The organism is Algoriphagus aquaeductus (assembly GCF_003253485.1).
Classification (GTDB): Bacteria; Bacteroidota; Bacteroidia; order Cytophagales; family Cyclobacteriaceae; genus Algoriphagus; species Algoriphagus aquaeductus.
In genome coordinates this window covers 1-22,610 of record NZ_QKTX01000027.1, presented here as the reverse complement: position 1 = coordinate 22,610, position 22,610 = coordinate 1, and the positions used below count along the sequence as shown (strand labels likewise).

Sequence of the window (22,610 nt, the reverse complement as noted above, 5' to 3'; positions counted from 1 at the left end):
AGGTTGGTTTGCTATCGCTGAATGAGAGCACTCACGTAGGCTTTTAAGTCAGAAATCACTTTCTAATTTTAAATGATGTTTGATTTCCGCCATAATATCTGAAGTACAAGCAAGTGTTTTAAATCTAAAATCGTAATTCGTAAATCGTAATTCTCTTGTCTCGTCTCTTAAAATTCCTCGCCTACTTTCTCGGAGCGCTGCTCTTGATCGCTGTGGCGACGATCACGACGGTGGACCGAAAACCAATTCAGGAGCAGGATTTTTTCCAAGAAACTTTTAATAGACTGGATACAAGTTCCTGGTCAAGTTCCCAAGGAGAAGCGTGGCTGGCAGGTTGGGCTAAAGAAAATGTAACTCCTGACCAACCGGCCGAACTTGTAGGATACGCTCCTCGAGGACCTTATGAATTTGTCCAAGACTCCAGTTTGGTCAAGGCCCTGACCTTAAGCAATGGAAAAACCCAACTAGCTTGGCTCAATTTCGAACTGCTGATCGTACATCCCTTTTTGGCTGATCAGGTAAGAGAGGGCGTAAAAAAATCGGGACTTAAACTCGATCAGCTGATCTTTACTGCAACTCACACCCATTCCGGAATGGGCGGCTACATGCCAGGATTTTTGGGAGATTTGGCTTTTGGAGGGTACGATGCGCGGGTGGTTGACTTGCTGGTTCGGCAAAGTGTCAGCGCACTCAAGCAGGCGATTGCTGCACAGGATACCGTGTCGATTTCCTATCGGAAAACCAATGCGCCTGATCATGTATCCAACCGCTTCATAAAGGATGGCCCTTACGACCCTTTTGTCAGGCAGCTGATTTTCTCCCGAAAGGATGGGAAAAAAGCCCTCTTTTTAACTTACTCCGCACATGCCACCTGTCTCAGTTCCAAATTCATGGGTCTATCCGGCGACTATCCCAAATTTCTCACCCAAAATCTAGAAAAGCGAGAATACGATTTTGCGCTCTATGCAGCTGGTACAGTGGGAAGCCACCGCCCCATGGCCAAGGGAAATTCGCCGGAAAAGGTGCAGGAATATGCAGCAAGTTTGGATTCAGTGATTTGGCTTCGTATGACCAATTTTGCTTCCAACAAACTCCCAAAAGTCAGCCATTCCCGATTGGACATAGGCCTTCGTGAGCCTCATCTCCGAGTTTCAGATAGGTTAAGGATTCGCCCTTGGGTTTTCCACCAATTAGTTGGAAAAATGCCGGCTTACTTTGACATTACCCAAATCGGAAATATCTTTATGATCTCCTCCAGTGGAGAATTGTCAGGTGTTTTTTATGAAGAGTGGGAAAAGCTCGCCCAAAGCCAAGGATTAAAGCTGATAGTGACGGTCTTCAACGGAAGTTACATCGGCTACATCACCCCTGATGAACTCTACAATGAACACTATCATGAGGTCCGAGAAATGAACTGGTTTGGCCCCGGAAATGGTTACTACTTTGACCAACTGATTAAAAAAACAATTCAAAAAGCCGGTCAACAAAATTGATCACATCTTACACAATCACCATGGGAATATTTGGCAAAGACTCCGTTATCAAAAGTGTATTATCCTTTACCTGTCCACGCTGTCATGACGGTTCCCTTTTTGAAAAAGGATCCTTACTGCGCCCCGGTAGCCTATTTAAGATGCACTCCCACTGCCCGCATTGTGCACAGTCATTTGAGCCGGAACCGGGATTTTACTTCGGAGCGATGTTTGTCAGCTATGCGATCAACACGGCACTTTTTATTGCCGCTTGGGTAGCCTTGACCGCGGTTTATCCGGATTACAGCCTGACCATGCTTTTGGGATTACTGACCGGAGTAGTCATTTTGGGATTGCCCTTGACTTATCGACTCAGTCGTTCGATTTGGATTGCCATTTTCGTCCGTTATGATCGAAAGTTCGCCGGGGAAGCTAGGATGAAACAGAGGTAACTATCCGTCAGATCTAAGAATTGGAAAATCCCTCCTTTCCTTCATCCAATCTGTAAGTGGCGGAAAAAATCCAGCCTTTCCGCCACGTCTTTTTTTCTACCAATCGAAATCCTTCCTTTTCCAAAAACAAGGGTAAAAATGGAATATCTTTCCTCGGATGTTGGGCTATCCACCGAAAAAACCACAACATCACTTTTTCCAAAATTCGTTGTCCAAAGGTCTCGGCAGGGTAAAAATCAGAAACAATCAGCTTTCCTCTTGGGCCAATAGCTCGCTTTATTTTTCGAAGGAGTTCCCGGATTTCCTCATCCCGAAGCGTATCCAATACAAAAGGCAAAATCACTACCTCCATTTCTTCAGATTCGGAAGGGGCAAATTCACCATGCCGAAACTCAAGCGCTGAGCTTTTCAGATTTTCCCATGCTAACTGCATCATAGCGAGGGATTTTTCCCAAAAAATACCCTGCAAACGCTCCCCGAAAATCGGATAGGCAGACCCATCTCCTCCTCCAATGAGGTGGACTTTCTTTCCCAGATTTTCAGAAATAAATGCCTGATTTGCTTCCATCAAATCCCGCCCAAAAACCACTTTGGACAAAGGTTGATACAACCGTGAAAGGCAACCATAGGCATCCGACATGAGTTAAAATTAGGGTAAATCGGCAAATTGGATCGCAGAATCTGTTCTCTATCCTATCCTTTCTTTAATACAAAAAATACGCAATTCACTATAAAACAATCACTTACATCCTTGAAGCCCATTTTCCTTAAGTAATTGTCCATCGACTCAGCTTGTTTCTTGAGTCTTGCTTCTCATGTCTGTTATCAAACTCTCTTTTTATGAAAAACTTACTGAAGAAAATCAACGGAATGCGACAACTCCTCGCTACCATCGACTTGGATCAGATCTCCAAACTTTCCCAAAAAGTTGACCTCCCCAAAATGGTCGGGTTGGTCTCGCAAATGAGCGAATCAGATCTGAGCAAAATGATGGGAATGCTCAAAGGAGGCGGAAAACCCAAAGAAATTCCCGCGATCAACGGAGATTTTTACGAACTGGGAAAAAGCCTGCCCAAGGAGGAACGGGAGATTCAACTCAAGGTCCGAGAGTTTATGGAGCGGGAGATTAAGCCTATCGCCAATGACTATTGGAACCGCGCCGAATTCCCCATGCATATCATCCCCAAAATGGCCGAATTGAACATTGCGGGCTTGACTTATCAGGGTTATGGCTGTCCGGGACATTCCGCCCTGCTCGAAGGCTTCATTGCCATGGAAATGGCCCGAGTGGACACCTCGATTTCGACCTTTTTTGGTGTTCAAAGTGGCTTGGCCATGGGTTCGGTTTACCTCTGTGGCTCAGAAGCTCAAAAACAAGAATGGCTTCCTGCCATGCAAAAGCTGGAAAAAATCGGTGCTTTTGGCCTGACCGAACCTGAGGTAGGCTCGGGTGCAGCAGGAGGACTTACCACCACCTGCAAACGTGAAGGCGATGTCTGGATCTTGAATGGACAGAAAAAGTGGATTGGAAACGCCACATTCTCGGATATGACCGTCATCTGGGCTCGCGATCTCGATGACAATCAGGTAAAAGGATTTATCGTTCGAAAGGGTAATCCTGGCTTTCAAGCCGAAAAGCTCAAAGACAAAATGGCATTACGAACCGTCCAAAATGCGCTGATCACCTTGACCAATTGCGAGGTGCCTGAATCTGATCGTCTCCAAAGCGCCAATTCCTTCAAAGATACCGCTAAGGTCTTGCGGATGACTCGGGCAGGTGTAGCTTGGCAAGCCGTGGGCTGTGCCCGTGGAGCTTACGAACTCGCCCTCGCCTATACCAACGAGCGTCAGCAGTTTGGCCGCCCCATTGCTTCATTCCAGCTCGTTCAGGACCTGTTAGTGACCATGCTAGGGGATTTGACCGCTATGCAGACGATGGTGTTCCGACTTTCGCAGATGCAGGACCAAGGCGAACTGTTGGATGAACATGCTTCCTTGGCCAAGGTCTTTTGTACCCTTCGCATGCGAAGTATTGTGGATCATGCGAGAGAGCTCTTTGGCGGGAATGGAATTTTGCTTCAGCATGATATTGCCCGATTTGTAGCTGATGCCGAGGCGGTCTATTCCTACGAAGGCACTAAGGAAATCAACTCCCTGATTGTGGGAAGGGCCATTACCGGACACAGTGCATTTGTGTAGAAAAGGGAAGCATTTCCAATGGAAAGGGATTGGTCAAGCTGACTGATCCTTTTTTTTCTCAAAAAGCAAAAAGCAATACGGGAAGCATAAAACTCCATTCCATTCGGATTCGCTTCGTTTCAGCAACTAATCGGCCATTGAAAAAACTCACATAATGAATCAAAGCCATCAATAGCACCACACAGGCAAAGGCCCGAAAAAAAGAAGGCATGACGATAAACGCACCCAAGGCCACAAAAATCAGGATAAAGTTGAGTTTACGGATCACCTGAATCAAGGCTTGAGGAGTCCAGGTTCGTACCGCAGAAAAATATCCTGCGGCTTCATCTTCCCGCTGATCGAGAAAAGACAGCATAAGCAGATTGAGAAAGGCAAGAAGAATATAGATGGGCACAAAACCCATAGCCATCCATTTGATATCAATTGCCTCCGCCCGAATCACCGGCAGCCAAAGAATACCCACCACATAAAACACCGCGATGGAAAGTTCCTTCATCCAACCCGGACCCAACTTTCGGATCAACAAACGGCTTCCCAAAATCAAGGCCGCCAATATCAAGGTGAGTTGGAGTTCCTTTCCCCAGCCAAACCACCAAAAAGCACCTACACCGCCCAAAAGTGTTGCCAATCCCACTCCGAAAAGGAGAAAAAGTCGATTTTGAGCATGGAAATGCCGCCTTGACGAATCCAATCTCTCCTTACCCCTGATATCCAATAAATGATCTGTGGTATAAATCACCCATACTGCCAGGGCCAATAAACCATAGGCCGGCCACTGAAGGGGAGCGTGAAGTAGCTTGGCGAAAAAGTACATTCCAGCCATAGCCCCCAGCACAACATCGAGCGAAAGCCAGGAAATGTATCGTAACAGATTTTGAATAAAGGGCATGGGCGAAATTACACGGGATTTTTAAAAAGAGAATTAGCCACAGATGCACAGATGAATCTTTTTTAGCTGTGCATCTAACTTTCAAAAGGAAGTTCGGCGGTTTCTTACCTAATTTCCTTTTTGACCTCTGTGGAAAAAATCTCCATGGACTCTGTAATGAATATCCAAACCTTCGAATTTTCAAAAACCTCAAAGATTATCCCAAAAGAGTAAGCTTTTCCTTTGTGAACTTGAAAAGGGTCAATAGGATTGTAAAAGATTGAAGCTCAAAAATGTCTAATTCTCCTTCTTTCTTGGTGGCCTTTGTGGCAAAAAATCACCAATTTCCATCTTCAAACCCAAAAAAACCATGCGTAAACTCTCACTCCTATTCCTGGCACTTTTAACAAGCCTTTCCGCTTTTTCCCAAAGTCCCATCAAAGTTGCCTTCGTCGGCAACAGCATCACCCAAGGCCCCGGACGTGACAATCCCGATTCCTATCCTCTTCAGGTAGCCGCATTGCTCGGGGAATCCTACGAGGTCAAAAACTTCGGTGTCAGCGGTCGCACCCTCCTCAAAAAAGGGGACTATCCCTACTGGAACGAACCCCAATTCCAACAAGTAAAAGACTTCCAACCCGACGTAGTCGTCATCAAGCTTGGCACCAACGACTCCAAACCCCAAAACTGGGTGCATAAGGCCGATTTTGTCAAAGACTACCTAGATCTGATCGCAGAATTCCGAGCTCACATGCCCAAGGACGGCAAAGTCTATGTGGTCATTCCCGTGCCCGTCACTCGTGTAAACTTTGGCATCAATCCCGAAGTGATGAACAATGAACAGCGACTCATGCTGATGGAAATCATCCAAAAATCCGGAGCCGAGGCGATCGACCTCTATACTCCCCTCATGGACAAACCCGAACTCCTTCCTGATGGCGTCCACCCCAACACCGAAGGTCTCAGCATCATGGCTACCGTGGTGGCGAGGAGGATTAGGTTGTAATAAGCGAAAACTAAAAACCAGGCAGGTCTTCGAGACCTGCCTGGTTTGAAACTCTTCCCTTAATTAACTTTTAGTAAATTACCTTTGGTAAATTACTTTTGGTAAATTACTTTTGAGTGATCCCAAAAGTGAAGCCTTGGCCATGCGTTACAAAAAACCACTGAATCCCTTTCCCACCTCAGGATACTATGGCCCTGCTTATTTTTGCGACCGGGAAAAGGAAACACAACAGATCACACAATTCCTCCAAAACGGGCAGTCATGCCTGCTGATGGGAATCAGAAGGCTTGGAAAAACGGCCTTGATTCAGCATGTGAGGCATCACTTACCAGACCATTGGGAATTTGTCTACCTCGATATCCTGGCAACCGAAAATGAACAGCAACTCCTCAACGCCATCGGTACGGCCCTCCTTCAGCACTTTTCTGAAAAAGAAAAGATCGGCAAACGGGTTTGGGAATTTGTGAAAACACTTCGTCCTATCATCTCCTTCGATCAGCTTAGCGGCATTCCTCAGGTGAGTTTTCAAATCGCACAAGCCGAACGCCCGGTGATTGATATCCTGACCTTCCTCTCCCAACTGGAAAACCCGGTCGTCATCGCTATCGACGAGTTTCAACAAATCCACGCCTATCCGGAAAAAAACACCGATGCTTGGCTTCGTGCAGCCATCCAACAAGTACAAAACGTGTTCTTTCTATTTTCGGGAAGTCAACAATCCATTCTCAACGAACTTTTTTCCAATCCTTCCCGACCGTTTTACCGAAGTGCCAGCCCCATCCAATTGGGTAAAATAGACGTTTCGGAGTACCGGAAATTTATCGTGAGTCAGTTTGCCAAGCATGGAAAAAAACTAAGTGCACCGCTCGCCGAGCAAATCCTCGAGTGGACCAAGTGTCACACCTACTACGTACAGCTATTATGCAATCGTCTATATCAATTGCCCATGACGGAGTACGCGGCAGAAGATTGGCAGACTTGTGCCCAACAAATCCTGAAGGAAAGCGAAACCTTCTTCCTCCATTACCGCACCCTGCTGAGTACACAGCAATGGAAACTCGCGGTGGCTATAGCCAAAAGCGGTAGCGTCTTTGCCCCAACCTCCAAGGACTTTATCGGTACCTATCAGCTTGGAAGCGGCGCTACAGTACTCAAATCCCTGCACGCTCTTTTGGAAAAAGAACTGATCTACAAGGAATACGATGCAGAAGGCAATCCCTATTACCAAGTATATGATGTCTTTTTCGAACGTTGGATTCAGGGGACGTATTGAAGCATAGCGCCAATTCCCATTAATCACTCAGTCCTTTTGAGAATTAATCAAATAGGGTGTCTTGCCGTCGGTGATGATGATTTTGGTATTGGGAGACTTGGCAAGTTCACGGAAAGCCTCAATGCTACGCAGTTCGATGATTTCACGGACTAGGCCTTCGGCCAGGATCTTCTGCGCTTCCCGGGTACCTTCCGCTTCGATTTTCCGGCGTTCGGCTTCCTTTCGCTCCCGATCGAGCACATACTCCATCTGTTGGGCTTCCTGTTCGGCGGCAAGCTTGCGCTCGATGGCACGGCTGAGTTCTTCCGGCAGTTTGATGCTTTTCATCAGGACCCGCTCGATGATAAATCTAGGAGCTCTTAAAATTTTTCTTTTTCGTCATAATTTCTTTATTTATATATCTTCCTCTCCGGAATCACACCTCTCACACCTCCTCTGGGATCTTCTACATCACCGGCATATCGCGGAATCAAATGAATGTGCACATGGGAAACCGTCTGTCCAGCTTTTTCTCCGATGTTTATTCCAATATTAAAGCCATCAGGATTGAAGCGCTTTTGGATTTCCTTTTTCACTTCATTGAGCATAAACATGCAGGAGGATTGCTCCTTGAAGCTTAGCTCAAAGTAGTCCGAAACATGCCTTTTGGGAATGATCAGGGCGTGTCCTGGATTTACCGGAAATTTATCCAAAATGGCATAGGCCTGGGCAGATTCCAAGATCAATTCGGCTTTGGAATCCGGATTACAAAACGGACAATCCGAGTTTGTTTTTTGAACTTGATTGTAAGGTTGGTACTCATAAATCTCACAAGTATCGTTTTTGAAAATGGACCGAAAAGGTAAAACGACATTGGTTTGAAAAGTCGGTTTTTGGTGGATTTTATGCGTTCGGAATCCTTCATGGACAAGATCTCTTCTGACTGCAAAATAGGCCTTGCCAGAGGGCTTGAGTAGTGCGGATATTTCCATCAAGACTAATGCTTGCTCCTCAGGAAGGAGCACATTCAGGACATAAAAGCAACTAATGGTATCGAACTTTTGCTCGGGAAACTTGGGAAAGTAATGTTTGTCATAGCCTTGAATCTTGATTCCTTGACTACCTAAGATTTCAACATCTTTTCCAAATCCACATCCAAAATCCAGGACTTCACCCACCAAAAGACCTCTTTCCTTTACAATTCGTGCAGGAAAAGAAAGTGAATCCCGCTCCTTAGCGGTGAGGTGGGAGAATGGGTTAGCGTTTAGGCTCATAGAATTGAAAGCCGTTATTGTGGGCAATGGTAATCAGGGGTTCAATCGTTTCCCGAAATCTAGCTTTTGGACCGTCTTCACTGGTAAATTCCTCGAGAGAGGGAAAAACGGTCAGATAATCTTCAATTATTTTGGAATTAACATTCCTGCGAAAGACAATTTCAAAGCTTCTTTGCTGGATTTCGAAAAAGGCATCAAAAAAATCGGAAAGCTTTGGAAGCTTATCACTTTTTGAAGAGTTCACAGAAGAGTGAGCAGGAATCAAATTCCAGTTTAAATCATGAGAAACAAAGTTATAGGGTACAAAATGATCCAAAGCATAATTTTCTATTGTCAATTTTTCGTCAGAATAAATACACTTCTGTTCTCCAACTTCTTCAAAGTAATAATTCCAAAAATTCCTCTTCTGTCTTGTCAGTCCTGTTCTACTGATTGGCTTGATAAGTTTATTTGGGATATCAGGAACATTTGGATTATGCTTTTGCAAAAACAAACTCAAATTCCAAAAACAAAAATCTTTTAGAATTGAGGCATTTTTCAAGAGGTAGTCTTTCCATTCAGGATTTATTTCTAAATAATCAGAATTTAAAAAATACAGGCATTTCCTTTCTGGATCAGAAGAGTTAAGGTAAATATGTCGTTTATTCAATTCACCAAACCATGGAGATAGAAACCAATGTGGAACTTGCTTATCGAAATGTAAAACCTTCGACAAGGATTTTGAATCCTTGAAAGATAGAATTTTTTCCCAAACCCTGTCAAGACTCAAGTCAACAGGGATTTTCTTTTCCTCTAAAAAGTAGACAATAGCATCCTGAATTTTATCTTGCTTTCCAAAGGAAACCTTGAAAAAATTAACGGTATACCAAGCATTTGCTAACATCCTAGCGAATATTTTATTTTTCCCAATTTTTGACCCCTCTTCCTCCAATAATTGAATAATTGAAAGAAACCAATAGTATTTATAGGTAGCAGAAGTATTGTTAAATGTTGAGGATAAGAATTGAACAGGAAGTGTTTCGTTTTCGGGTAAATTGAATTTCATATCTTAAAAACTTTAGTTGAATTTAACAAAACCCCACAAAAAAACCACAACCCTTTCGAGCTGTGGTCCTGATTTGGGATCTATTGTTGGTTACTTTCCGGCAAGGGCATTGGCACCCGCTACGATCTCGAGGATCTCGTTGGTGATGGCTGCCTGACGGGTACGGTTGTACATCAGTTTCAATTCCTTCAGCAATTCCCCGGCGTTTTCAGTCGCCTTATCCATTGCAGTCATTCGTGCACCATGCTCGGAAGCATTGCTTTCCAAGACAGCCTTGTAAAACTGGATTTTCAAAGACGTGGGCACCAACTCTTCAATGATGTAGGCACGGGATGGCTCGAGAATGTAATCGGTTTCGGTCGCTTTGACTTCCTTAGACTCCTGTGGTGCCATTGGCAAAAACTGCTCGGTGCGAACGATCTGCGTAGCGACGTTTTTGAACTCGTTGAAGATCAAAAACACCTGATCATATTCCCCGGATACAAATCCGTTCATGGCAAACTCAGCCGCATCTCTTACGGTGTCGAAGGTCAAATTTTGGAAGACCCCAAAATATGCATCTATCACCACATAGGAAGACTTTTTGAAGTACTCGTAAGACTTCTTGCCCAAAGGAAGAATGGTGATCTCGGCACCGGCAAACTGCTCTTTGATGGCAGCATTGGTGGCCTTGATAATATTGGTATTGAAAGCACCGCAAAGCCCTTTGTCTGAAGTCACCGGTACCAAAAGGACCTTTTTACCTTCACGCTTTTGCGCATAGACGATGTCCGCAGCGCCTTCACTAGCCGCAGAGACATTGTTGAGAATGGTGGTCAACTTTTGGGAATACGGACGCATCTGTACGATCTTGTCCTGTGCCCTTCTCAACTTGGCAGCGGAAACCATTTTCATGGCTTTCGTAATCTGCTGTGTGGAGATTACCGAGTTGATCCTTTGCTTTACTTCCTTAAGATTAGCCATCAGCGAATGCTTTGTCTGGTATAATGACCCCATCGGACCGAAACCCGATGGGGAATGAAATCAAATTACTTAGCGTATTTAGGAGCGAGTTCTGCAGCGGCAGTAGCCAAAATCTTACCTGCACCGTCGATGTCACCTTTGAGGATCAATTGCAAAGCTTCAGGGTAAGAGGCATCCAATAGCGTGTAGAATTCTTTCTCGAAAGCTCTTGCTTTTTCTACAGGGACGCTGTCCATCAAGCCTCTGGTAGAAGCATAGATGATCGCTACCTGATGCGCGACCGATACCGGAGAGTACTGAGGCTGCTTCAGGATTTCCTGGTTACGACGACCTCTCTCAATGGTTCGCTTGGTAGAAGCATCAAGGTCAGAACCGAACTTCGCAAAAGCTTCCAATTCACGGAACTGAGCTTGGTCAAGCTTCAAGGTACCCGCTACTTTCTTCATAGATTTGATCTGCGCGTTACCCCCTACTCGGGATACCGAGATACCTACGTTGATCGCAGGACGGATACCGGAGTTGAATAGGTTGGTCTCCAAGAAGATCTGACCGTCGGTAATGGAGATTACGTTGGTCGGGATATAGGCAGAAACGTCACCGGCTTGGGTCTCGATGATCGGAAGAGCGGTCAAAGAACCACCACCTTTCACCAACGGACGGATAGAATCAGGAAGATCGTTCATCTGCTGCGCGATCGCGTCAGACTTGTTGATTTTCGCAGCTCTTTCGAGCAATCTTGAGTGCAAGTAGAATACGTCACCTGGATACGCTTCACGTCCCGGAGGTCTTCTCAATAGCAAAGACACTTCACGGTAAGCAACCGCCTGCTTAGAAAGGTCATCATAAACCACCAAGGCAGGACGTCCGGTATCACGGAAGAATTCACCGATCGCAGCACCGGTAAATGGCGCAAAGAACTGCATCGGTGCAGGGTCAGCTGCAGCAGCAGAAACAATCACCGTGTAAGGAAGGGCACCGCCTTTTTCCAAAGCAGCTACCACACCTGCGACAGTAGAAGCCTTCTGACCTACAGCAACGTAGATACAGAATACAGGCTCACCTCTGTCGTAGAATTCTTTTTGGTTCAAAATGGTATCGATTACCACAGCAGTCTTACCTGTCTGACGGTCACCGATCACCAATTCCCGCTGACCACGACCGATTGGAATCATCGCGTCGATAGACTTGATACCGGTCTGAAGCGGCTCAGTTACCGGCTGACGGTAGATTACCCCTGGTGCTTTACGCTCCAACGGCATTTCATACAAGTCGCCTGTGATCGGACCTTTACCGTCGATCGGATTACCCAAGGTGTCCACTACACGGCCCAGCATGCCTTCGCCTGCTAGGATAGAAGCAATTTTCTTGGTTCTTTTGACGGTATCTCCTTCTTTCACTTGCTTAGAGTCGCCAAAAAGTACGGCACCTACATTGTCCTCTTCAAGGTTAAGCACCATTGCTCTAAGACCATTGTCAAACTCCAGCAATTCACCAGCCTGAGCCTTGGAAAGTCCATAGATACGGGCTACACCGTCACCCACTTGGAGGACCGTGCCCACTTCTTCTAGTTCGGCTTCGGTTCTGGCACCGGAGAGTTGTTCTCTCAAGATGGCCGAAACTTCATCAGGTCTTACTTCTGCCATGATATGATACGATTAGATATATTCGTTAAAACTGTTTTTCGTAATGATTTTGGGAAAACTGAACGCGAAGTGCTTTCAATTTGCTGCTGAGTGACTCATCCAACTGACGGTCATTGACCTTCAGGACAAATCCACCGATCAGATCCGCATTGATTTTCTCTACCAGCTGCACGGTGTTCAAGCCACTGATTTGCTTCACTACGGCCACCAATTGGCTACGCTGCGCGTCAGTCAAAGCGGTGGTAGTAGTCACTTCAGCTACCTGTATAGATTTGTGAAGATTATATTGTGCGACAAATTCCTTAGCAATATCGATCAGGATATTTTCTCTGTTTTTGCGTGAGACAATCTCAAAAAAAGGAATGGTCAGCGCGCTTGATTTCTTTGCAAAAAGGGCCTTGAGCACTTTCAGCTTTTTGTCTGAGGTCAAGACCGGATTGCTGAGCGCAAGTCCCAACTCCCGGTTTGCTTTGGCCATAGCTGCCAAGGCATTGAAATCCTCAAATACCTCCTCCAATAGTCCTTTCTCTATGGACAGATCCAAGATAGATTTGGCATATCGGGATGCTACTCTATGATTTGACATGGAGGAGATTAATTAAGCTTAAGGTCTTTGATAAATTCGTCTACCAAGGCAGACTGTGCCTTCTCATCAGACAGATTCTTTCTAAGCAACTTTTCAGTCACTTCCAGAGTCAACATGGCCACTTGAGTCTTCACTTCGGCCAAAGCTGCTTTTTTCTCCGTCTCGATCACGGCTTTTGCGTTTTCGATCATCAGGGCACCTTGCTTACCGGCTTCGGTTTTGGCTTCTTCAATCATCTTGGCAGAAGCGTCCTGAGCTTTTTTCAAAATGGTGTCTCTTTCCAGCCTTGCTTCCTGAAGCAGTTTTTCATTTTCTGCTTTTAGGTTAGCCATTTCGTTTCGGGCTTGCTCGGCAGCCTTCAAGGCACCGTCGATGCTAGCCTCACGTTCTGCGAGGGTGGCCAAAATTGGCTTCCAGGCAAACTTGATCAGGATAAACAACAGGGCTAAGAAGCCGAAAAGCTGCCAGAAAATCAGACCGGCACTAGGTATAATCAGATCCATGGTAGGGAGGATTAATTTCGTTTTTGTTCAAAAGGAAGGGATTGGCCTAGCGCCAATCCCTGTTCATTTGTTCTTAGAAGGTAAGACCACCTGCGTTCAATGCAATAAGTAGACATACTACTACTGCAAACAGGGAAACTACCTCGATCAAAGCCGCGATGATCAACATGGCAGTTTGAACCTTACCAGCAGCCTCTGGCTGACGGGCAATAGATTCCATTGCCTGGCCACCGATACGACCGATACCAAGACCTGCGCCAATCGCAACAATTCCTGCACCGATACCAGCACCCATAAGAGCCAATCCAGCAGACAACAAGATAGAAGTTAACATAAACGTTAGATTTATAAATTGAACAAAGAAATTTCTAATTAATGGTGATCGTCATGATGATGTTCAGCCACTGCCCCGCCGATGTACATCGCTGTAAATAGCGTGAACACGTAGGCCTGAATCGTGGCTACCAACAATTCGATCATATTGATAAAGGTCACCATCAGGGTGGATACTACCCCGATCGCGTAAGATTCGAAAATGAAGACTAAGGCAATGAAGGCCAAAATCACAATGTGACCCGCTGTGATCGCTACAAAGAGACGGACCATCAAGGCAAATGGCTTGGTGAACAACCCGATGAATTCTACCACCACAATGATCGGCAGCAGGGCCACCGGTACTCCCGGAGTGGCAAACACGTGCTTCCAGTAGTCCTTATTCCCGTTGACGTTGACAATGATGAAGGTCAACATCGCCAAGGTGAAAGTCACTGCAATATTTCCGGTCAAGTTGGCCGCACCCGGAAGAAGACCGAGGAGGTTACCAATCCAGATGAAGAAAAACAGCGTCAACAAATACGGGACAAATTTCATGTATTTGGGACCGATCGCTTTGTGGGCGATCTCGTCTCTGACAAAAATCACAATCGGCTCGACCAAGGAGGCTGCGCCTTTCGGAGCTACTGCGCCATGCTTTTTGTAATGACCTGCGGCAGAAAGCACCATGAATAACACAAGGGCGATCACGATCAGCATCATCGCCACGTTTTTAGTCAAAGAGAAATCGATAATCGATCCTCCGTCGACACGGCCCAAATGCTCATGCTCGTCAATGTAAATCCCGTTGTGCGCATATTCCTTTCCGAATTTGTGGGTTTCCGGATTTTGAAAATCTGTGGATTTGTAAAACTCCAAACCTCGGTCAGAAGCATACGTGATTACCGGCAGAGGCAGCGTGATGTGCGTATGCCCAATATTGAAAAAATGCCATTCATGCGAATCCTTGATGTGATGCATGATAAAACCCGTGGGGTCTTCTTTACCTTCTTCAGTCTCGGCACCAGCTGCAAAGGTTGCACCTGAAAAGCTCAGCAAAAATGCTGAAAGTAAAAGACTTAGAACCAGAAATTTGCGCGTCATCAACTCGTATTTTTGAGGGCTACTTCGAAATCGGCCGCAAGTTAGAAATAAAGGTGTAGATATCAAAAGTCAGGTAGAACAAAAAAAGAATAAAGAAATTGACAATAAACAGAATAATATTTTCCACTCCCATCACTACCAAGATCGCAATAAAGCCCAGGGAGCTGAGAATACGGATAACCATACCGAGAAGCTTGATTTGCAGGAAATTTTCTGGAGATTTTTTATACAGCCAAAGAGCCAGAGCGCTGACTAAATAAGAGAGCCCGGCTACGAATCCAAAAATGCTCCAGATCGACGTATGGATCGTTTGAGGAAGAAAATTGCTGAAGACCAAAATCAAACCTGCAATCAGTGTGGAAAACAGGAAAAATCTGAAATGGAAGTTGGTAAGCAAGTTCATAAGCCTGAGGTTTAGCTTCGCAAAAGTACCCCAAATTTTAGAAAAGCCCTACCGATCCTGCTGCATAGACTTCAAGAGCTGATAGAATGCCAGGAATATAGAAGCAAAACAAAACAACAGCAACCACACAGGAAATTTCATTTCGCTCTTTTCCTGAATCCACCAACCTAGGGCTGTTCCGCCACCGATGACTGCAAAAAGCTGAAAGGACAAACCCATGTATTTTGCCCAAGTTGGAGTTTCATGACCTTTTTTGGGATCAGGTTTCAATGATGGAGACATGAATCAAATATACTGGATTGTAATTCCCTTCTGCCAGCCTTCCAAGAATAATCCCTTCTGCAATTCGTTCGGTAAGTACACGATAAAGACTTATTTTGGTACCTTGATTCTGAAAATTCATTCATGAGAAAAAAAGCCCTTCTTTTTGGACTTGGTTTTGCCATTTTTTTGGGAGCCTGCTCTTCCGAGCGCAACACCTTTACCAATAGGGCATTCCACAACCTTACCGCTCATTTCAATGCTTATTATTTGGCAGATGTCAAAATCAAAGAGGTCGAAAACCAGGTAAAGACCAACTATAAAGAAGACTACACCCAAGTTTTACCGGTATTTATCCCTGTTGATTCGGCGACAATTCAACAAAACAAAGCCAAGCTGGACTCGGCAAGAGAACTCTCTTCAAAGGCCATCGATTGGCACAGAATCTCCAAATGGGTCGATGACAGCTATTACCTCATCGGCAAGATCGATTACCTCCAAGCACAAGTCGATGATTCCAAAAATGCCTTTCGCTATGTAAACAGTCAGAGCAAGGACAAAAATCTACGTCACCGGGCATTGATCAGTTTGCTTCGGCTATACATCGACCAACGATCCTATGAAGACGCCAATTTTACGATCGATTATCTGTCGAAAGAATCCGGAATCAGTGATGAGAATCGATATGAGCTTTTCAAAACGCTCGCCTATTATTACGAAACCCGCTCAGACCAAAATGGTGTCATTGGAGCGCTGGACCGAGCGGTGGAATATGCCAAAGACAAAAAAGAACTCTCAAGGATTCATTTTATTCTCGCCCAACGCTACCAAAGAGAAGGTCTGGACGCTTTGGCATTTGATTATTATAAAAGGGCATTGGACGGCAATCCTCCCTACGAACGAAGTTTCTTTGCAACACTTTTTGCACAGCAAGTCGCAGAACTCAATGCCTCGAAAGATTTCAGAAAAGTCCGAAACTACTATGACGACCTCTACAAGGATCCAAAAAATAAAGATCTAAAAGATGTCGTCATTTATGAAAAAGCACTTTTTGAGGAAAAACAGGGTGACATCCCCCTTACCATCGACCTCCTCCATCAGGCAGCCAAAGAGCCTGGATCCAATCCAAGACTGAAAGGATATATCTATCAAAAACTCGCTGATATCAACCTGAATGAACTCAAGGATTACCGTGCCACCAAATATTACCTGGACAGTGCACTTTCTTTTATCAAAAAAGAAGATCCCATCGCTCAGCAGATTCAGGACCAAAAGTCCACCCTGGATCTTTTCGTTTTTCACCTTGAGCGGATCCAATTAAATGACAGCTTGGTTACCTTGGCATCCTTGGGAGAAAATGAGCAGAAAATTCGGATGGAGGCTTTTTTGGCATCAGAAGAAGAACGTCTGATCAAAGAAGCTGCAAAAAAATCCGCTCCGAAAAGCAGCAGTATTTTTGACAACCTCCTTGCATTTAGCGGAAGAAGTTCAGGTTCTAACTTTTACTTCGACAATGGTGCGGCCATGCAGCAGGGGGCCATTGAGTTTAGCCGTACTTGGGGCAACCGCCCGCTTCAGGACAACTGGAGAAGAAGGTCTGCCTTGTTTCAAACTTCCGGTCAGACTGCTCCTCAAGCGACAAAAACAGATTCTTTGGGAAGTACGGAAAGCTCCATTATTTCCGGTTTGCCTTCTCTGGAGAGCCTATTGGCACAAATTCCCAACACACCGGAGCAGCTCATCCAAATCAACAACGAACTCGAGGAATCCTATTTTGAGTTGGGCAAACTGCTCTATTTCGATTTGAAAGAACCAATAATGAGTATCGACAACCTGGAGACACTGATTAGGCTATTCCCCAATTCGACCAAAAAACCAGAAGCTTACTACTTACTTTATTTGGGACAAAAAGAAACCAACGGCAATAGTCAGCAATACGTAGGCAGGCTAAACCGGGAATTCCCTGATTCTCCTTACACCTTTTCGGTAAACAATCCGGATGCAGCCTCCGGGAATCTTGCCTACCTTGAATCTTCCAAAAGATACGAGCAGGCGTATCAGGCCTACTACATCGGACAATACAATCAGGCACGTCATCTGATTATTTCCACTCTAGAAGAATTCCCCTTAACCCGCAACACGGAAAAGCTGCTGCTTTTGGACATCATGGTAACCGGAAAAACGGAAAGCCGAGACCGGTACAAGGCCAAGCTGGAAGATTATATTCAAGTCTCCAAGGATCAGGAATTGGTGAATCTGGCAAGAATTATGCTCCGCCCACTGCTCAGTCAGGAGGAACTTGCCTCCTTGGACCAAGGCAACAAAGAAGAGGCAGACTCTACCTTGGCAGTGAAGGAAACAGTCGCCGAAACCAAAAGACCGGAAGTGCCTGCAAATTCCCCATATAATGTTAATGATTCTCAAACACACATTTTTGTGATCGCTTTAAGCCCTTCGGAAGTAGAAGCGGCCAAGAATTTGCTAGGTGATCTTGAAAATTTCCATGCACAGGCATTTTCAAATGCCCGCCTGCGCACAGGAAACATGAATATGAATCAGGAGAACTCTATTTATATCATCAGCCCCTTTGCCAATGCTGAAAAAGCGATGGAATATTTCAGGAAGTTTTCAGAAGAATTTAAGTCCACCGGGCTGAGTGAAGATGTCAAATCAAAATCATTCTTCATTTCTATCGAAAATTTTCAAACTCTAAACAAAACCAAAAACCTGGAAGAATACCTCCAATTCTTCAGGACCATTTATCAGTAATCTATGTCCAAAGCTACCAAACCCACCACATCTACTTGGGCCGGTAAAACAATCAAATACCTCTGGATGGCCTTCTTTGGAGGACTGATTCTATTCATCCTTTTTGTTTGGATGGTTAGCATCAATTTTCTGGGTCTTTTTGGCGCTCTTCCTGACTTCAAAGCACTTGAAAACCCCGAGAGTGAATTGGCTTCGGAGCTTTACTCTGCTGACGGTGTATTATTGGGCACCTATTTCAGAGAAAACAGGAGTCCCGTCAATTTTGAGGACCTTTCTCCCAACTTGGTCAGCGCACTGATCGCCACTGAGGATGTTCGATTTGAAGAACATTCCGGGATAGACATGATGGCCATGTTGCGGGTATTTGTCAAATCAATCCTGCTCGGACAGGATGCAGGAGGAGGTTCTACTTTAAGTCAGCAAACAGCCAAAAACCTGTTTAAAACCCGGACCGATGCCAGTCAAGGTATTTTGAGCTCGGTACCGGGACTGCGCATGCTGATCATCAAGACCAAAGAATGGATTGTAGCTACCCAATTGGAACGCGCCTACACCAAAAATGAAATCCTAACCCTCTATCTCAATACTTCGGAGTTTGGTTCGAATGCCTACGGAATTAAAACTGCCGCGGCCACTTTTTTCAATAAAACTCCTGCGGAATTGAACATTCAGGAATCCGCAGTACTAGTGGGTCTTTTCAAAGCGCCTACGTACTACAGCCCGGTGTTCAACCCGGACAATTCACTTCGAAGAAGAAACACGGTGCTTGGGCAGATGCTTAAAAATGACCTGTTGAGTCAGGAGGAGTTTGATTCGATTTCCAAGCTTCCCATTGAGTTGGACTATCGTGTTCAAAATCAAAATCAAGGGTTGGCCACCTACTTCAGAGAAATTGTCAAAGCAGATTTGCTCAAATGGGCAAAAGAGAACCTGAAATCTGACGGCACCTCCTATGACTTGTTTGGAGACGGGCTGAAAATTTATGTCACCCTGGACAGTCGCATGCAGCGCTATGCCGAAGAGGCAGTTAGGGAACACATGTCCGAACTCCAAAAAGCTTTCTATAAGGAGATGGGCAATCGAGAACCGTGGATTGATGAAAGTTTTAGAGTCATACCAAACTTTATCGAAGACGCAGTCAAACGAACCGAAGCCTACAGACTGCTCAAAGTACGATATGGCGACAATACAGACTCCATCAATATCAAGCTGAATGAAAAGAAGAAAATGCGGGTATTTTCTTGGGATGGGGAGCGGGACACCTTGATGAGTACGATGGATTCGATGCGGTACTACAAGAAATTTCTCCGCACGGGCTTTATGAGTATGGATCCGCACACCGGCCACGTCAAGGCTTGGGTGGGAGGAATTGACCATAAATTCTTCAAGTTTGACCATGTCAAACAAGGAAAAAGACAGCCTGGATCTACATTCAAACCTTTTGTATACGCTGCGGCTATAGAAAACGGCTACAGTCCTTGCTACTCTGTCATTGATCAACCTGTAGAGGTGTATATACCCGGACAGCCGACTTGGAGTCCTTCCAATGCGGATGGAAAATTTTCCTATGAAAAGATGACCATCCGAAGAGCAATGGCGAAATCGGTCAACTCGATCACGGCCTACATGATGAAAAAACTCAGTCCGAAAATCGTGTTGGAAACAGCGAGAAGACTGGGAGTGACTAGCGATCTGCAGGAAGTACCCTCCCTTGCCTTAGGAGTAAATGACGTGAGTGTATTTGAAATGGTAGGTGCATTTGGCACTTTCGTAAACAAAGGGGAGCATACTACCCCCTACTATATAGACCGAATCGAGGACAAAAATGGCAACGTCATTCAGCAGTTTACTCCGAGAAAGAGACCTGCCATGAGTGAAGAACATGCTTACCTGATGACCTATATGCTCAGAGGAGGTTTTGAAGAAGAAGACGGGACAAGTCAAGGGGTACCTCGTACCCTAAGAGACGGAAATGAGTTGGGAGGCAAAACGGGAACCACACAGAATGCATCAGATGGCTGGTACATGGGCATCAGTAAGGATTTGGTATCAGGTGCTTGGGTAGGAGGAGATGACCGGGCGATCCACTTTAGGAGCTGGACAGCAGGACAAGGTGGTAGGACTGCACGACCGATCTGGGTCAAATACATGACAAAAGTCTATGCTGATCAAAGCTTGGGATATACCAAAGGTCCGTTCCCAAGACCCGATAGACCGCTAAGTATTGAAATCAACTGTGATCGTTACGAACAGGATAGTCAACGATTCGCGGATTTTGACTACGATGCCAAAAAGAATGATTTCTAATTTTTCGCTATTCTGCCAGTCAATGGATTTCCCTCTGATTTTGGGTTGGAAGACCGAAGACCGAAGATGGACAAAAACTTGCCGTAATCTTGATCTTTAAATGAAGAGCTGATGGCAAAGTTATCCACATTGATCATTATACGACAAACTAACCCTATCCTAAGCAGCCCAAATTTTGGGCTGTTTCTTTTTTCCTATTGATCTCCATCTTGTGTCAAGCTTCTTGTTTCTTACAACTAGATTCAAAATCAAACAGCCCTATCTGCAACGCAAAAAATCAATTTTTCTAATTTTACTCCATGCAATCCTCCTCATTTCTTCCCGAAGATCATCAGACCCTTCCCGACCACCCCGGAGTCTATAAATATTTCAATGAGGAAAACGAACTGATCTATGTCGGTAAGGCGAAAAGTCTGAAAAAACGGGTAAGCAGCTATTTCAACAAGAACACCGGGGTAAATCTGAAAACGAGAAGGATGGTCAAAGAAATCGTCCGAATCGAAATTACCCTCGTTGATTCCGAATTGGACGCATTGCTTCTGGAAAATAACCTCATTAAAAAAATCCAGCCCAAATACAACATTCTCCTGCGTGACGACAAGACCTATCCCTACCTCCTCATCACCAAAGAAAACTTCCCCAGGATATTTCCCACTCGGAAGCTAATCCCTAAAAGAGGCACGTATTTCGGGCCTTTTGCAAGTGTCAAGGCAATGAACAATGTCCTTGATTTAATCCGCGAACTTTTTACCATTCGCACCTGCAGTTTGGATTTGTCCTACCTAAAAATCAACGAAGGGAAATATAAAGTTTGCTTGGAATATCATATTGGAAACTGCCAAGGGCCCTGTGTCGGAAAACAAAAAGAGACCGATTACCTGAAAGATCTCGAACATGCCAAACACATCCTCAAAGGAAATTTGGGAATTGCAAAATCCTATTTTAAACAGGAAATGCAGCTCTTGGCAGAGAACTTAGAGTTTGAAAAAGCCCAAAAAATGAAGGAGAAGTTGGATCTCTTGGAAAAATACCAAGCCAAATCTCTCATCACCAATCCTTCCATCTCCAACTTGGACGTTTGCACGCTAGTCACGGATGAAAAGTACGCCTATGTCAACTACATGCGCGTAAAAAACGGGGCAATGATCACTTCCAAAAATGTAGAATTGAAGAAAAGGCTGGATGAAAGTGAGGAAGAACTGCTCATCACCGCTTTGATTAGACTTCAGGATCAATTTCAAAGTGATGCCGAGGAGATTCTTGTCAATATCGAACCCGAAAATCCCATTGATGGCTTACAACTTACGGTTCCGAAAATCGGCGACAAAAAAAAGCTAATCGAACTGTCTCTAAAAAATGCCCTTTATTACAAAAAAGAAAAAGCCTTGCTACAAGGCCTGAATCAAGACAAAAAAGACAGGGTAATCAAACAACTGCAACAGGATCTAAGCTTACAGGAAATTCCAGACCACATCGAGTGTTTTGACAATTCAAATATTCAAGGCACCAGCCCCGTGGCAAGTATGGTATGCTTTCTCAACGGAAAGCCAGCAGTCAAAGAATACCGCCACTTCCATATCAAAACGGTAGAGGGCCCCAATGATTTTGCATCCATGAAGGAGATCGTCGGCCGGAGATATAAAAGGCTTTTGGAAGAGGAAAAACCACTACCCAAATTAGTGGTCATTGATGGAGGAAAGGGGCAATTATCCTCTGCTGTTGAAGCTTTGGCCGAGTTGGGGATCTATGGAAAAATGCCAATCATCGGTATTGCCAAAAGATTGGAGGAAATCTATTTTCCGGGTGATTCTTATCCCATACATATTGATAAGAAATCAGAAAGTCTCAAACTTCTCCAAAGGATCCGAGACGAAGCTCACCGATTTGCCATCACCTTCCATAGAAAGGTAAGAAGTAAAAATGCTTTTGGAACTCAATTGACAGCTATTCCGGGTATAGGAGAAGGTACTGCCGAGCGCTTATTAAAGCATTTCAAGTCAGTCAAAAAAATCAAGGAAGCAAGCGAAGAACAACTCACAGAAATAGTGGGAAGCAGCAAGGCCAAGACCTTGATGGAATGGAAGGAAAAAAATAAAGAGGCTGTCTCATAAATAGGTTTTCTATTTATGGACAGCCGTTTTTGCGCAATAGAGCCCGATTTTAGATTTTCGGTCTCTATTTTTTTGACCAG

22 protein-coding genes are annotated in these 22,610 nt (G+C 44.8%); 8 read left to right on the top strand and 14 right to left on the bottom strand.

All coding sequences use genetic code 11. The features are described from left to right. Window positions 1-155 precede the first annotated feature (155 nt). A complete protein-coding gene (locus CLV31_RS21095; protein WP_220084364.1) occupies window positions 156-1,493 on the top strand; it encodes a neutral/alkaline non-lysosomal ceramidase N-terminal domain-containing protein in 1,338 nt (445 codons plus the stop codon). 140 nt (window positions 1,494-1,633) lie between these two features. Then, complete coding sequence (locus tag CLV31_RS21090) at window positions 1,634-1,924, top strand: DUF983 domain-containing protein (RefSeq protein WP_111395070.1); 291 nt, start codon at window positions 1,634-1,636, stop codon at window positions 1,922-1,924. A gap of 13 nt (window positions 1,925-1,937) precedes the next feature. Here CLV31_RS21090 and CLV31_RS21085 read toward each other — a convergent pair whose 3' ends face one another. Further along, complete coding sequence (locus CLV31_RS21085; RefSeq protein WP_111395069.1) at window positions 1,938-2,564, bottom strand: methyltransferase domain-containing protein; 627 nt, start codon at window positions 2,562-2,564, stop codon at window positions 1,938-1,940. A 200-nt stretch (window positions 2,565-2,764) separates the two neighbouring features. Here CLV31_RS21085 and CLV31_RS21080 point away from each other — a divergent pair, with 200 nt between their 5' ends. Then, entirely contained in the window at window positions 2,765-4,123 is a 1,359-nt protein-coding gene (locus tag CLV31_RS21080; protein WP_111395068.1) for an acyl-CoA dehydrogenase family protein, read from the top strand. Between the two features lie 58 nt (window positions 4,124-4,181). Here CLV31_RS21080 and CLV31_RS21075 read toward each other — a convergent pair whose 3' ends face one another. Continuing rightward, complete coding sequence (locus CLV31_RS21075; RefSeq protein ID WP_111395067.1) at window positions 4,182-5,012, bottom strand: UbiA prenyltransferase family protein; 831 nt, start codon at window positions 5,010-5,012, stop codon at window positions 4,182-4,184. Window positions 5,013-5,361: 349 nt separating this feature from the next. On the opposite strand from CLV31_RS21075, the gene CLV31_RS21065 reads away from it, so the two are divergent. Further along, on the top strand, window positions 5,362-5,997 hold the full coding sequence (locus CLV31_RS21065) for a GDSL-type esterase/lipase family protein (protein WP_111395065.1): 636 nt from the start codon (window positions 5,362-5,364) through the stop codon (window positions 5,995-5,997). Between the two features lie 112 nt (window positions 5,998-6,109). Then, window positions 6,110-7,270 (top strand): AAA family ATPase, encoded by a 1,161-nt coding sequence (locus CLV31_RS21060; protein WP_245943463.1) that lies wholly within the window; start codon window positions 6,110-6,112, stop codon window positions 7,268-7,270. A 27-nt stretch (window positions 7,271-7,297) separates the two neighbouring features. On the opposite strand, the gene CLV31_RS21055 is transcribed toward CLV31_RS21060, so the two are convergent. The 12 genes from CLV31_RS21055 to CLV31_RS21905 all read right to left on the bottom strand — a co-directional run bounded on the left by CLV31_RS21055 (window position 7,298) and on the right by CLV31_RS21905 (window position 15,485). Next, complete coding sequence (locus tag CLV31_RS21055) at window positions 7,298-7,597, bottom strand: SPFH domain-containing protein (protein WP_245943462.1); 300 nt, start codon at window positions 7,595-7,597, stop codon at window positions 7,298-7,300. 62 nt (window positions 7,598-7,659) lie between these two features. Then, window positions 7,660-8,523, bottom strand: a complete 864-nt coding sequence (locus CLV31_RS21050; RefSeq protein WP_111395064.1) for an HIT domain-containing protein — start codon at window positions 8,521-8,523, stop codon at window positions 7,660-7,662. Further along, window positions 8,507-9,568, bottom strand: a complete 1,062-nt coding sequence (locus tag CLV31_RS21045) for an HNH endonuclease domain-containing protein (protein WP_111395063.1) — start codon at window positions 9,566-9,568, stop codon at window positions 8,507-8,509. Before CLV31_RS21045 ends, CLV31_RS21050 begins: the two co-directional genes overlap by 17 nt. A 90-nt stretch (window positions 9,569-9,658) precedes the next feature. Then, window positions 9,659-10,531, bottom strand: a complete 873-nt coding sequence (gene atpG / locus CLV31_RS21040) for an ATP synthase F1 subunit gamma (RefSeq protein WP_111395076.1) — start codon at window positions 10,529-10,531, stop codon at window positions 9,659-9,661. A gap of 65 nt (window positions 10,532-10,596) precedes the next feature. Then, window positions 10,597-12,174, bottom strand: a complete 1,578-nt coding sequence (atpA, locus tag CLV31_RS21035) for a F0F1 ATP synthase subunit alpha (protein ID WP_111395062.1) — start codon at window positions 12,172-12,174, stop codon at window positions 10,597-10,599. 25 nt (window positions 12,175-12,199) lie between these two features. Next, window positions 12,200-12,760: an ATP synthase F1 subunit delta gene (gene atpH, locus CLV31_RS21030; protein WP_111395061.1), complete on the bottom strand. Its 561-nt coding sequence runs from the start codon at window positions 12,758-12,760 to the stop codon at window positions 12,200-12,202. An 8-nt stretch (window positions 12,761-12,768) separates the two neighbouring features. Continuing rightward, on the bottom strand, window positions 12,769-13,263 hold the full coding sequence (locus tag CLV31_RS21025) for a F0F1 ATP synthase subunit B (RefSeq protein ID WP_111395060.1): 495 nt from the start codon (window positions 13,261-13,263) through the stop codon (window positions 12,769-12,771). Window positions 13,264-13,336: 73 nt separating this feature from the next. Next, entirely contained in the window at window positions 13,337-13,597 is a 261-nt protein-coding gene (atpE, locus tag CLV31_RS21020; RefSeq protein WP_026955099.1) for an ATP synthase F0 subunit C, read from the bottom strand. Between the two features lie 38 nt (window positions 13,598-13,635). Further along, a complete protein-coding gene (atpB, locus tag CLV31_RS21015) occupies window positions 13,636-14,679 on the bottom strand; it encodes a F0F1 ATP synthase subunit A (protein ID WP_111395059.1) in 1,044 nt (347 codons plus the stop codon). A gap of 19 nt (window positions 14,680-14,698) precedes the next feature. After that, the gene (locus tag CLV31_RS21010; RefSeq protein ID WP_111395058.1) at window positions 14,699-15,082 is read right to left on the bottom strand and encodes a hypothetical protein; all 384 of its coding nucleotides are present in this window, start codon (window positions 15,080-15,082) and stop codon (window positions 14,699-14,701) included. Between the two features lie 48 nt (window positions 15,083-15,130). Beyond that, window positions 15,131-15,364 (bottom strand): AtpZ/AtpI family protein, encoded by a 234-nt coding sequence (locus CLV31_RS21005; RefSeq protein ID WP_111395057.1) that lies wholly within the window; start codon window positions 15,362-15,364, stop codon window positions 15,131-15,133. Beyond that, the gene (locus CLV31_RS21905) at window positions 15,342-15,485 is read right to left on the bottom strand and encodes a hypothetical protein (protein WP_181452690.1); all 144 of its coding nucleotides are present in this window, start codon (window positions 15,483-15,485) and stop codon (window positions 15,342-15,344) included. Before CLV31_RS21905 ends, CLV31_RS21005 begins: the two co-directional genes overlap by 23 nt. A gap of 2 nt (window positions 15,486-15,487) precedes the next feature. Here CLV31_RS21905 and porW point away from each other — a divergent pair, with 2 nt between their 5' ends. From porW to uvrC, 3 genes are all read left to right on the top strand, one after another. Then, window positions 15,488-18,112, top strand: a complete 2,625-nt coding sequence (porW, locus tag CLV31_RS21000) for a type IX secretion system periplasmic lipoprotein PorW/SprE (protein ID WP_111395056.1) — start codon at window positions 15,488-15,490, stop codon at window positions 18,110-18,112. Between the two features lie 3 nt (window positions 18,113-18,115). Then, on the top strand, window positions 18,116-20,419 hold the full coding sequence (locus CLV31_RS20995) for a penicillin-binding protein 1A (RefSeq protein WP_111395055.1): 2,304 nt from the start codon (window positions 18,116-18,118) through the stop codon (window positions 20,417-20,419). Between the two features lie 299 nt (window positions 20,420-20,718). After that, window positions 20,719-22,530 (top strand): excinuclease ABC subunit UvrC, encoded by a 1,812-nt coding sequence (gene uvrC / locus CLV31_RS20990; protein WP_111395054.1) that lies wholly within the window; start codon window positions 20,719-20,721, stop codon window positions 22,528-22,530. Window positions 22,531-22,610: the final 80 nt, after the last annotated feature.